This is a genomic window from Streptomyces sp. WZ-12, from assembly GCF_028898845.1.
Taxonomy (GTDB): Bacteria; Actinomycetota; Actinomycetes; order Streptomycetales; family Streptomycetaceae; genus Streptomyces.
On the sequence record NZ_CP118574.1, the window covers coordinates 4277493 to 4289886 of the forward strand.

Genomic DNA, 12394 nt, shown 5'->3' on the forward strand with positions numbered 1-12394 from the left:
TGAAGAAACGCACATATCCATTGACAGATGACGAAAAGAGCTGGAGCAAAAGTCGTTTTATTCACTCGATAGACGGAATGACTGCGCCATACGCCCGGAAAGCCTTCTCAGGGTCTTTACGCGTCATTACGATTCATTTACCGATGCTTGAGGGTCACCGGCCCGTCACCCACCGCGACGCCCGCCGGCCTGATCCGCTCCCGCCGCAGCACACCGCCGCCCCGCGGTCGCGCCCGAAGGGCCGACCGCGCCGCCCCGGAGGAGACGGGAATGACGCAGCTCCAGAAGTCGCCGCAGCCGCTGTCCGAGCTCTTGCCCGAGCCCAGTACGCCCTCCAGGGCCGCACACCCGGGAAAGGGGGCGAGCCCGGGCTGGCGGGGAGACCTCTCCGCCTCGGTCGTGGTCTTCCTGCTCGCCGTCCCGCTCTCGCTGGGCGTCGCCCTGGCCACCGGCGCCCCGCTCCAGGCCGGCCTGGTCGCCGCGGCCGTCGGCGGGATCGTCGCCGGGCTACTGGGCGGCGCGCCGCTCCAGGTGACCGGCGCCGCCACCGGCCTCCTGGTGGTCACCGCCGACCTCGTCCAGCGCTACGGCTGGCGCGCCACGTGCGCGATCACGGTCCTGGCCGGGCTGGCCCAACTCGCCCTCGGGGCGCTGCGGGTGGCCCGTGCCGCGCTCGCCGTCAGCCCGGCGATCGTGCACGGCATGCTCGCCGGCATCGGCGTCACCATCGCCGTCGGGCAGCTCCACGTGGTGCTCGGCGGCAGCCCCGACGGCTCGGCCGTCGACAACGTCGCGGCGCTGCCCGCCCAGTTGGCGCAGCCGCACACCACCGCGCTGCTGACCGGAGCCGTCGCGGTCGCCGTGCTGGTCGGCTGGCCGCGGCTGCCGGGCCGCGCCGGGCGCCGGGCGCGGCTGGTGCCGGCGCCGCTGGCCGCGGTGCTCGCCGCCACGGCGGTCAGCGCGGGCGCGACGGTTCCGCGGGTCGCGCTGCCGTCCTGGCGGCTGCCCGAGTCGCCCGTATTGCCCGGCGGTTCGCTCGCCGCCCTCGTCACCGCGGTGCTGACGGTCACCCTCGTGGCCAGTATGGAGTCGCTGCTGTCCGCGGTGGCCGTGGACCGGCTGGCCGCCGAGCGCCCGGGAGCTTCGCCGCAACGGCCGCGGCTGAACCGCGAATTGGCCGGCCAGGGCCTGGCCAACGTCGTCTCCGGCCTGCTGGGCGGTCTGCCGGTCTCCGGTGGCGCGATCCGCGGTTCGGCCAATGTGCGCGCCGGTGCGACCACCCGTCGGGCGACCGTGCTGCACGGCGTCTGGGTGGTGCTCTGCGCGGGCCTGTTGGCCGGGGTGTTGGAGCTGATCCCGTTGGCCGCGCTGGCCGCCCTGGTGCTGGTCGTCGGCGTACGGATGGTGAGCTTCGCGCACCTCCGGCACGTGCAGCGGCACCGCGAATTCCCGGTGTACGCGGCCACATTGGGCGCGGTGGTGCTCTTCGGCGTACTGCGGGGCGTCCTGGTGGGCATCGCGGTCGGGGTCTTCCTGGCGCTGCGGCGGCTGACCCACACCCGCGTCCAGGTGACGGAGGAGTCCGGCCGCCACCGGGTGCGCGTCAGCGGCCAGTTGACGTTCCTGGCGGTGCCGCGGATGACCTGGGCGCTGGCACAGGTGCCGCCGGCCGCCGACGCCGTCGTCGAGCTGTGCGGGTCCTTCATGGACCACGCCGCCTACGAGGCGCTGCAGTCCTGGACGGCCGCCCATCGGGCGGACGGTGGCCAGGTGACCCTCGTGGGCCGCTCGGGCCGCCCGATCGCCGAGCCGACCGACGCCCACTCCTGCCGGCCGTGGACGCCCTGGCGCAACCACCACTGCACCCGCCCCGCACCGGACCACACCGCGGCCCACGAGGGCGCCGGCCAACTCCTGGGCGGCGTCAGCGCGTTCCAGCGGCACACCGCGCCACTGGTGCGCGAGGAGCTGGCCCGGCTGGCGCGGGAGGGTCAGCGCCCGACTCAGCTCTTCCTGACCTGCGCCGACTCCCGGCTGGTGACGAGCATGATCACGTCGAGCGGGCCGGGCGACCTGTTCACCGTGCGCAACGTCGGCAATCTGATGCCGCCGCCCGGCTCGGACACCTCCTGCGATTCGGTGAGCGCCGCGGTCGAGTACGCGGTCGAGGTGCTGCGGGTGGAGTCGATCACCGTGTGCGGGCACTCCGGCTGCGGGGCCATGGCGGCGCTGCTCGGTTCGACCGCCGCCCCGCCACCGGCCAACGAGGCCACCCCGCTCGCCCGTTGGCTGCGGCACGGCCGTCCGAGCCTGGCCCGTATGGCGCGCATCGGGCGGCTGGGCCGGGGTGAAGTCGCCTTCGCCGAGCGGCCGGTGGCCGATGACCAGGAGCGACTGGCGCTGGTCAACGTCCGGCAGCAGCTCGACCACCTGCGGGCGCACCCCTGCGTGGCCCGTCGGATGGCCGAGGGCTCCCTCTCCCTCCACGGCATGTACTTCCACGTCGCCGAGGCCCAGGCGTATCTGCTGGACGAGCCCACCGGGCGGTTCCGGGCGGTGCGCGCCGACGCCCCGGCAGTGGGCGCCTGACCTGCACGGCAACCCCCGAACGGCGGTGCGAGGGAAAGAATTGCGACAGGTCTACACCATCAGTTGTCCACAGCCCTTGTCAGGGTCCCTCGCGGGCTGATGAGCTATGGCCTGGGACACATCGCACGCCCCGGGAATATGGGAGATGTCGTGAGCAACGAAAGCCTGGCCAACCTCCTGAAGGAGGAGCGGCGGTTCGCACCGCCCGCCGAGCTGGCCGCGGACGCCAACGTGACGGCCGCCGCGTACGAAGAGGCCGCGGCGGACCGGCTGGGCTTCTGGGCCGAGCAGGCCAAACGCCTGACGTGGGAGACCGAGCCCACCGAGATCCTCGACTGGTCCAACCCGCCGTTCGCCAAGTGGTTCACCGACGGCAAACTCAACGTCGCCTACAACTGCGTGGACCGCCACGTGGAGAACGGCCTCGGCGACCGGGTCGCGATCCACTTCGAGGGCGAGCCGGGCGACAGCCGGGCGATCACCTACGCCGAGCTCCAGCGCGAGGTCGCCAAGGCGGCCAACGCCCTGACCGAGCTGGGAGTTGGCGCCGGCGACCGGGTGGCCATCTATCTGCCGATGATCCCGGAAGCGGTCATCGCCATGCTGGCCTGCGCCCGGCTGGGCGCCCCGCACTCCCTGGTCTTCGGCGGCTTCTCCGCGGACGCCCTGGCGACGCGGATCAACGACGCCGACGCCCGCCTGGTGATCACCGCCGACGGCGGTTACCGCCGCGGCAAGCCGTCCGCCCTCAAGCCCGCCGTGGACGAGGCCCTGACCAAGCCCGGCACCGAGCACGTCCGCAGCGTGCTGGTCGTCCGCCGCACCGACCAGGAGGTCGGCTGGACCGAGGGCCGCGACGTGTGGTGGCACGACCTCGTCGAGCGGCAGAGCCCGGAGCACACCCCCGAGGCGTTCGACGCCGAGCACCCGCTGTTCATCCTGTACACCTCCGGGACGACGGGTAAGCCCAAGGGCATCCTGCACACCACCGGCGGGTACCTCACCCAGGTCTCGTACACCCACCACGCGGTCTTCGACCTCAAGCCCGAGACCGACGTCTACTGGTGCACCGCCGACGTCGGCTGGGTGACGGGCCACTCGTACATCACCTACGGCCCGCTCTCCAACGGGGCGACCCAGGTGCTCTACGAGGGCACTCCGGACACCCCGCACCAGGGCCGCTGGTGGGAGATCGTCCAGAAGTACGGCGTGACGATCCTCTACACCGCGCCGACCGCGATCCGCGCCTGCATGAAGTGGGGCGACGACATCCCGGCGAAGTTCGACCTGTCGTCGCTGCGGGTGCTGGGCTCGGTGGGCGAGCCGATCAACCCCGAGGCGTGGATCTGGTACCGCAAGCACATCGGGGCCGAGCGGGCGCCGATCGTCGACACCTGGTGGCAGACCGAGACCGGCGCGATGATGCTCAGCCCGCTGCCGGGCGTGACGGAGACCAAGCCCGGCTCGGCGCAGGTGCCGCTGCCCGGCATCGCCGCCACGGTGGTCGACGACGACGGCCACGAGGTGCCCGACGGCGCCGGCGGCTATCTGGTGCTGACCGAGCCCTGGCCGTCGATGCTGCGCACCATCTGGGGCGACGACCAGCGCTACCTCGACACCTACTGGTCCCGCTTCGCTGGCAAGTACTTCGCCGGCGACGGCGCCAAGAAGGACGAGGACGGCGACATCTGGCTGCTCGGCCGGGTCGACGACGTGATGCTGGTCTCCGGGCACAACATCGCCACCACCGAGGTGGAGTCCGCGCTGGTCTCGCACCCGAAGGTGGCCGAGGCCGCGGTGGTCGGCGCCACCGACCCGCAGACCACCCAGGCCATCTGCGCCTTCGTGATCCTGCGCGGCGGCGCCACCGCAGAGGACGAGGGGTTGGTCGACGAGCTGCGCGCCCACGTGGCCCAGCAGCTCGGCCCGATCGCCAAGCCCAAGCGGATCCTGCCGGTCGCGGAGCTGCCGAAGACCCGCTCGGGCAAGATCATGCGCCGCCTGCTGCGCGACGTCGCCGAGAACCGCGCCCTGGGCGACGTCACCACGCTCACCGACTCCTCCGTCATGGACCTGATCCAGTCGAAGCTGCCGAGCGCACCGAGCGAGGACTGACGGCGCCGGGCGAGGGCTGACGCCGCGACCGCGGCGCTCCGCGCCGACGCGCTCCAGGAGGGGGCACCGGGCCACTGCGGCCGGTGTCCCCTGCTGCGTTCTCGGGCCTCCGGCGTTCCCACACCGTCGCCGGCCCGGGCCGGCTCGGCGCCCGGCGGCCCGAAGCCCGAATTGCCCGTAAAGTTAACCCCACGCATTAACCCCTTGCACCCACCCGTTAGGGTTAGGGGGCGTCAACGAGACGCTAAGAAACTCTGGGTGCGCCGGGAAGTCTGGTCGGCAACTGCTACAGCCGTTCTCAGCTGCCGGAGGTCAACGCGTGACTGCATCCAGCAACCGCCGCTCCATATTCCTCGGCCGGATGCCGTTGCCCGAGCGGAACTTCATCGCCGACGCACTGCGTACCGAGACCGTCGGCGGCGTTCTCCTCCTCGTGGCCGCCATCGCCGCACTGATCTGGGCCAATACCTTCGGCGGCAGCTACGAGGCGCTCCGCGGACTGCACCTCGGCCCGGCGTCGCTGGGCCTGGACCTCTCGCTCCAGCACTGGGCCGCCAACGGCCTGCTCGCGGTCTTCTTCTTCGTCGCCGGTATCGAGCTCAAGCGCGAACTGGTCGCCGGCGAGCTGCGCGACCCCAAGGCCGCCGCCCTCCCGGTGATCGCCGCGATCTGCGGCATGGCGACCCCCGCCGTGGTGTACTTCCTGGTCAACGTCGCCGGCGGCGGTTCCTTCCGGGGCTGGGCGGTCCCCACCGCCACCGACATCGCCTTCGCGCTCGCCGTCCTCGCGGTGATCGGCACCTCCCTGCCGTCCGCGCTGCGCGCCTTCCTGCTCACCCTCGCCGTCGTCGACGACCTCTTCGCGATCCTGATCATCGCGATCTTCTTCACCTCGAAGCTGAACTTCGTCGCCCTCGGCCTGTCCGTCGCCGGCCTGGTGCTCTTCTACGTCCTGCTGCGCAAGGGCGTCCGCGGCTGGTACGTCTACGTCCCGCTCGCCGCGGTGATCTGGGCGCTGATGGAGAACAGCGGCGTGCACGCCACCATCGCCGGCGTCGCCATGGGCCTGATGCTGCGCTGCCACCGCCACGAGGGCGAGCGGCAGTCCCCCGGTGAGCACATCGAGCACCTGGTCCGCCCGTTGTCGGCGGGGCTGGCGGTGCCGCTGTTCGCCCTGTTCTCCGCGGGGGTGTCGATCTCGGGCGGCGCGGTCCACGACGTCTTCACCCGGCCCGAGACGCTCGGCGTGGTCCTCGGCCTGATAGTGGGCAAGGCGCTGGGGATATTCGGCGGCACCTGGTGCACCGCCCGCTTCACCAGAGCCGAGCTCAACCCCGATCTGAAGTGGCCGGACGTCTTCGGCGTCGCCGCCCTGGCCGGCATCGGCTTCACCGTCTCCCTGCTCATCGGCGAGCTGGCCTTCGCCGGCGACCCGGTCCTGACCGACGAGATCAAGGCGGCGGTGCTGATCGGCTCGCTGCTCGCGGCTGTCTTCGCGGGCATCCTCCTCAAGATCCGCAACAACAAGTACCGGCAGCTCTGCGACGAGGAGGAGCGGGACGAGGACCAGGACGGCATCCCCGACGTCTACGAGAAGGACCAGCCCGCGTACCACCTGAGGATGGCCGCGATCCTCGAAGCGAAGGCCGCCGAGCATCGCAGGCTTGCCGAAATGGCCGCCGGCGCCCGGTCCGGGGACGATGGTCCGGCATGATCTGAGAGGCTTTGCATCCAGGCGAAGAGAAGAGGGAGACGTCGATGAGCGCAGCCGACGACGGTGCGGACCGCAGCCTCGGGCAACTGGTGGCCACGGCGACCGCCGAGATGTCCGCGTTGGTGCACGACGAGATCGCGCTGGCCAAGGCGGAACTGCGGCAGGACGCCAAGCGGGCGGGCATCGGCAGTGCCGCGTTCGTCGTGGCGGGGGTGCTGGCGCTGTTCGCGCTGCCGGTGCTGAGTTTTGCGGCGGCCTACGGCATCCACAACCTCGGCCTCGGGCTCGCCTGGTCCTTCCTGATCGTGGGCGGCGCCTTCCTGATCATCGCCGCGCTGCTGATCCTGGTCGCGATGGCCAAGATCAAGAAAATCAAGAAGCCGGAGAAGTCGATCGCCTCCGCCAAGGAGACCGCGGCCGTGCTGCAGAAGGCCAAGCCGCACCCGCGCGTTGACGAGGAGCACCCGGCCCTCGCCTCTGTGCCCCGCTCCTCGGTATGACGGCCCCCGACAGCACCGCCGCCGTCGTGCGGCTCGACATCCCCGGTGGCCACGAGGTGACGCACCGGGACGTCTCGGCCAACGGTGCGCGCTTCCACACCGCCGAGATGGGCGACGGCCCCCTCGTGCTGCTGCTGCACGGCTTCCCGCAGTTCTGGTGGACCTGGCGGTACCAACTCCCGGCGCTGGCCGACGCGGGCTTCCGCGCGGTCGCCATGGACCTGCGCGGCGTCGGCGGCAGCGACCGCACCCCGCGCGGCTACGACCCGGCCAACCTCGCCCTGGACATCACGGGCGTCATCCGCTCCCTGGGCGAGCCGGACGCCGCGCTGGTCGGGCACGACCTGGGCGGCTACCTCGCGTGGACGGCGGCGGTGATGCGGCCCAAGCTGGTCCGCCGGCTCGTGGTGTCGTCGATGCCGCACCCGCGGCGCTGGCGGGCCGCGATGCTCGCCGACGTCCGGCGCAGCTCGCACATCTGGAGCTTCCAGCGGCCCTGGCTGCCGGAGCGCCGGCTGACCGCGGACGACGCGGCGCTGGTGGGCCGGATGATCCGCGACTGGTCCGGCCCCCGGCTCCCGGAGGACGAGACCATCGAGGTCTACCAACGGGCCATGGCCATCCCGTCGACGGCGCACTGCTCGATCGAGCCCTACCGCTGGATGGTGCGCTCGATGGCGCGCCCCGACGGCATCCAGTTCAACCGCCGGATGAAGCTGCCGGTGCGGGTCCCGACCCTGCATCTGCACGGCTCCCTGGACCCGGTCATGCGCACCCGCAGCGCCGCCGGCTCCGGCGAGTACGTCGAGGCCCCCTACCGCTGGCGGCTCTTCGACGGCCTGGGGCACTGGCCGCACGAGGAGGACCCCGCGGCCTTCTCCACCGAGCTGATCAACTGGCTGAAGGACCCGGAACCGGACCGCTGACGGTCCGCGGTCCCGCGCGCACCACCCGTCGCCCGGCGTCTCCCCACGGCGCCCGGTCCGCCCCGTCGCGTTCGCACGAACGCTCGTCTGACGAACAGCCAATTGCCTCCCGCATAGGCCAATTGGCCCTCCCCGAGGCGGTTACGGACCTTGGGCCACGGGCAGAGTCGAGGGTATGGGCTGGACGCACGACTACCGTGACGTGGCACGCAACCGCCGCAGCAGCGCCGCTGCGGTGGGCACACAGGACAGGGGCACCCCGGATCTCGAATCCTCCAGGTCCCCGGACGCGGCGCACCCGATGGGCATCCCCCGCATCCTGCGCCGCAGAGCGCGCTGGATGAGCGCGCGCCTGCGCCATCCCCGTAGCTGACCCCGGCGCGCTCCCCAACGGCCACCGGGCCGCGCCCCGTCCCGCAGGATCGGTACGCGGCCCCACCCGGCCTCAGATCGCGCAACCCTGGGTGTCGACCTGCTGGGAGGCGACCCGTCCGCGGACGGCGTCCTGCCGGACCTCGTCGGCCGTCAGCGCGTAGCCGGTGTGCGCGTCGTCCCGCGACTTGGCGAAGACCACGCCGTAGACCTCGCCCTGGGGCGTGAGCAGCGGGCCGCCGGAGTTGCCCTCCCGGACCGTCGCGTAGAGCGAGTAGACGTCCCGGCCGACGGTGCCCCGGTGGTAGATGTCCGCGCCGTTGGCCTGGATGCGGCCGCGGATGCGGGCCGGGCGGACGTCGTAACCGCCGTTCTCCGGGAAGCCGGCGACGATGGCGCTCTTGCCGCTGCCCGCGTCCTTGTCGGCGAACTTCAGTTCCGGGGCGCGCAGTTGCGGGACGTCCAGCACCGCGATGTCGCGCTCCCAGTCGTAGAGCACCACCTTGGCGTTGACCGGGAGCCCCTCGCCGCCCACCTGGACCGTCGGGTCGTTGACGCCGCCGACGACGTGCGCGTTGGTCATCACGCGGTGCGGGGCGAAGACGAAGCCGGTGCCCTCCAGGATCTTGCCGCAGCCGGGCGCCCGGCCGACGATCTTGACGATGCTGCGCCGGGCGTCCGCCGCCACGGGGCCGTTGGCCAGCGCCGGGTCCGGCGGCCGGACCGGCCGGATCGGCTCGTTGGCGAACGGCGTGAAGACCTGCGGGAAGCCGTTCTGCGCCAGCGCCGAGGAGAAGTCGGCGAACCAGGTGCTGGCCTGCGGCGGCATGACCTGGGAAACCCCGAGCAGCACCTTGGAGTTGCGGACCTCCTTGCTGAGCGTCGGCAGGGACGTGCCGGCCAGCGCGGAGCCGATCAGCCAGGCGACCAACAGCATCGCCAGGACGTTGACCAGCGCGCCGCCGGTGGCGTCCAGCGCCCGCGCGGGTGTCCAAGTGATGTGCCGGCGGAGCTTGTTGCCGAGGTGGGTGGTGAGCGCCTGGCCCACCGACGCACAGACGATCACGATGGCGACCGCCGCGATGACCGCGAAGGTGCCCGGTTTGGCGTCGTCGGTGATCTCGTTCCAGATCACCGGCAGCACGTAGACCGCGATCAGACCTCCCCCGAGGAAGCCGATCACGGACAGGATGCCGACGAGGAAGCCTTGCCGGTAACCGACGATCGCGAACCATACGGCCGCGACCAGCAGCAGGATGTCCAGGACGTTCACGCCGGACACCGTCTCACGAGCGCCAGTCGAGCGGGACCTGCTTGTCGCGGTCCCATGGGATCTCCCAGCCCGCGTAATGCAGGATCCGGTCGATCACCCCGGCGGTAAAACCCCAGACCAGGGCGTCCTTGACGAGGAAGGCGGGGCCGATGTGGCCGCTGGGGTGACGGGAGGTGACCCGATGTGCGGGGTTCGTGAGATCCGCCACGGGAACCGTGAAGACCCGGGCGGTCTCCGCGCGATCCACCGCGGCCACCGGGCTCGGCACCCGCCACCAGCCCAGCACGGGCGTCACCACGAAGCCGCTGACGGGGATGTAGAGCCGCGGCAGCACGCCGAAGACCTGGACGCCCGACGGGTCGAGCCCGGTCTCCTCCTGGGCCTCGCGCAGCGCCGCGCGGATCGGACCGGCGCCCTCCGGATCGCCGTCCTCCGGGTCGAGCGACCCCCCGGGGAAGGAGGGCTGTCCGGCGTGCGAGCGCAGGGTGCCGGCGCGCTCCATCAGGAGCAGCTCGGGCCCTCGGACGCCGTGCCCGAAGAGGATCAGCACCGCCGACTGCCGCCCGCCGCGCTCCGGCGGCAGGAAGCGGCTGAGCTGGCGCGGCTCCACGCTGGCGGCCGCGCGGGCCACCGGGGCCAGCCACTCGGGCAAGTCCTCGGTCGTCACCGTCACCTCCGGCCCGGCCGCCACCGGGCCCGGGTCCCTCGTCTCGCCGTACTGCTCCCGTGCACTCGTCATCCGCGCCCCCTCAGGCATACGTGGCTGATCGGTCCCCCAGTGGAGTCGTGGTCGTCGCCCTACGAGACGGCCAACGGGGGCGCGGGCCGCCCCGGATAGTCGGCCGGCGGCTTCAGCCGCTGCCCGGGCTGGCCGCCGAGCTCGTACTTGAGCAGCTTCTTCGCCTTCTCCGGGTCGGTCTCGCCCTCGCCGTACGACGGGCACAGCGCGGCGATCGGGCAGGCCCCGCAGGCGGGCTTGCGGGAGTGGCAGACGCGCCGGCCGTGGAAGACCACGCGGTGCGAGAGCATCGTCCACTCGCTCTCGGGGAAGATCGCGGCGACGTCGGCCTCGACCTTCACGGCGTCCTGCTCGGTCGTCCAGCCGAAGCGGCGTGCCAGCCGGCCGAAGTGGGTGTCGACGGTGATGCCAGGGACTCCGAAGGCGTTGCCGAGCACCACATTGGCGGTCTTGCGGCCGACACCGGGGAGCGTGACGAGGTCCTCCAGGCGGCCGGGCACCTCGCCGTCGAAGCGGTCGCGCAGCGCGGTGGACAGCCCGATCAGGGACCTCGCCTTGGCGCGGAAGAAGCCGGTGGGGCGGATCAGCTCCTCCAACTGCTCCGGGGGGATCGCGGCCATGTCCTCGGGCGTGGGGCAGGCGGCGAAGAGCCGGGGGGTGGTCTGGTTGACCCGGAGGTCGGTGGTCTGGGCGGACAGGACCGTGGCGACCAGCAGCTCGAAGGGGTTGGTGAAGTCCAACTCCGGGTGGGCGTACGGGTAGAGCTCGCCCAGCTCGCGGTTGATCTCGTGGGCCCGGCGCACCATGGCGGCCCGGGACTCGCGCTTGCGCGCGGGAACGGCCTTCTTCGCGGGCGCCGTCGCCTTGGCGGCCGTCTTCTTGGTCGTCGTCTTCTTCGCCGCGGTGGCCTTCTTCGCGGTGGTCGTCTTCTTCGCGGCCGGGGCCTTCTTGGTCGTGGTCTTCTTCGCCGCCGGCTTCGCGGGGGTCTCGGACACGGCCGCCTCCTTCGCCTCGGTGGGCGACGCGCCGGCCCCATCCGTCGCATTCCGCCCGGTCATCGCCCCGAAGAGCGATTTGTTACTTTTGTCGGTATTTGAGGCGCCCGCGAGCGGCTGTTCGCCCACAGCGGAATCGCGCCCGGCGCTCACTCTGTCGGCCCCCAGTCCTCTGCTCTCACCGGCGTATTGGACACTCGGCCAGACTAAGGCCACCCACTGACATCCGACCCGATCACCGGGATTCGTGACCCCAATCGGCCCCCTGCCGTATGGCTTGGGCCACGGGTCCGGCAAACTTGTGATTGATCGCACTGTTTTGCATTCCGGCATGATGGGGACCACAGTCCCTCGGAGCATGTCGACAAGGAGAGAACTCGTGGACGACGTTCTGCGGCGCGCCCCGCTCTTCGCGGCGCTCGACGACGAGCAGGCGGCCGAGCTTCGCGCCTCGATGGGAGAGGTCACGCTCGCACGCGGCGACGCCCTGTTCCACGAAGGGGACCCAGGCGACCGCCTGTACGTGGTCACCGAGGGCAAAGTGAAGCTCCACCGCACCTCACCCGACGGCCGCGAGAACATGCTGGCCGTCCTCGGGCCCGGCGAGCTCATCGGCGAGCTGTCCCTCTTCGACCCGGGACCGCGCACGGCCACCGCCACCGCGCTCACCGAGGTCAAGCTGCTGGGACTGGGCCACGGTGACCTTCAGCCCTGGCTGAACGCCCGCCCGGAGGTGGCCACGGCCCTGCTGCGCGCGGTCGCCCGCCGGCTGCGCAAGACCAACGACCAGATGTCCGACCTGGTCTTCTCGGACGTGCCAGGCCGGGTGGCGCGCGCCCTGTTGGACCTGTCGCGCCGCTTCGGCGTGCAGTCCGAAGAGGGCATCCACGTCGTGCACGACCTGACGCAGGAGGAGCTGGCCCAGTTGGTCGGCGCCTCCCGGGAGACCGTCAACAAGGCGCTCGCGGACTTCGCGGGCCGCGGCTGGCTGCGCCTGGAGGCGCGCGCCGTGATCCTGTTGGACGTCGAGCGGCTGGCCAAGCGCTCGCGCTGACGCCGCGCGCACCACGACCGTTCCGAGGGCCCCGCTGCGGCGGGGCCCTCGGCGCGTCACGGGAACTCCCGGCGGCCGCCGGGTAATTGGCTCGCGGCCCGCCGTTCCACCGCCCCA

Annotated in this window: 10 protein-coding genes; 7 read left to right on the top strand and 3 right to left on the bottom strand. The window is 71.9% G+C overall.

Annotated elements, in window-relative coordinates; translation table 11 throughout:
• The first annotated feature begins 270 nt into the window (after positions 1–270).
• From PV796_RS18205 to PV796_RS18230, 6 genes are all read left to right on the top strand, one after another.
• Complete coding sequence (locus PV796_RS18205; protein WP_274914370.1) at positions 271–2589, top strand: SulP family inorganic anion transporter; 2319 nt, start codon at positions 271–273, stop codon at positions 2587–2589.
• A 150-nt stretch (positions 2590–2739) separates the two neighbouring features.
• Positions 2740–4704: an acetate--CoA ligase gene (gene acs, locus PV796_RS18210; protein WP_274914371.1), complete on the top strand. Its 1965-nt coding sequence runs from the start codon at positions 2740–2742 to the stop codon at positions 4702–4704.
• Positions 4705–5065: 361 nt separating this feature from the next.
• Positions 5066–6418 (top strand): Na+/H+ antiporter NhaA, encoded by a 1353-nt coding sequence (gene nhaA, locus PV796_RS18215; RefSeq protein WP_274919102.1) that lies wholly within the window; start codon positions 5066–5068, stop codon positions 6416–6418.
• A 44-nt stretch (positions 6419–6462) separates the two neighbouring features.
• Positions 6463–6918, top strand: coding sequence for a phage holin family protein (locus PV796_RS18220; protein WP_274914372.1), 456 nt, complete (start codon positions 6463–6465; stop codon positions 6916–6918).
• Positions 6915–7844, top strand: coding sequence for an alpha/beta fold hydrolase (locus PV796_RS18225; protein ID WP_274914373.1), 930 nt, complete (start codon positions 6915–6917; stop codon positions 7842–7844). The genes PV796_RS18220 and PV796_RS18225 overlap by 4 nt, the downstream gene beginning before the upstream one ends.
• Before the next feature lie 175 nt (positions 7845–8019).
• Positions 8020–8217 (top strand): hypothetical protein, encoded by a 198-nt coding sequence (locus tag PV796_RS18230; protein WP_274914374.1) that lies wholly within the window; start codon positions 8020–8022, stop codon positions 8215–8217.
• A gap of 72 nt (positions 8218–8289) precedes the next feature.
• Here the strand turns inward: PV796_RS18230 and PV796_RS18235 are convergent, their stop codons facing one another.
• Genes PV796_RS18235 through nth form a run of 3 tightly spaced genes read right to left on the bottom strand, consistent with a single transcriptional unit; the run spans position 8290 to position 11223 of the window.
• Positions 8290–9489 carry a MarP family serine protease gene (locus PV796_RS18235; RefSeq protein ID WP_274914375.1) on the bottom strand — a complete coding sequence of 400 codons (1200 nt, stop codon included), beginning with the start codon at positions 9487–9489 and terminating at the stop codon, positions 8290–8292.
• A gap of 13 nt (positions 9490–9502) precedes the next feature.
• A complete protein-coding gene (locus PV796_RS18240) occupies positions 9503–10228 on the bottom strand; it encodes an NUDIX hydrolase (protein WP_274914376.1) in 726 nt (241 codons plus the stop codon).
• Positions 10229–10287: 59 nt separating this feature from the next.
• The gene (gene nth, locus PV796_RS18245; protein ID WP_342456918.1) at positions 10288–11223 is read right to left on the bottom strand and encodes an endonuclease III; all 936 of its coding nucleotides are present in this window, start codon (positions 11221–11223) and stop codon (positions 10288–10290) included.
• A gap of 379 nt (positions 11224–11602) precedes the next feature.
• Here nth and PV796_RS18250 point away from each other — a divergent pair, with 379 nt between their 5' ends.
• On the top strand, positions 11603–12277 hold the full coding sequence (locus PV796_RS18250) for a Crp/Fnr family transcriptional regulator (protein WP_003981529.1): 675 nt from the start codon (positions 11603–11605) through the stop codon (positions 12275–12277).
• The last annotated feature ends 117 nt before the right edge of the window (positions 12278–12394 follow it).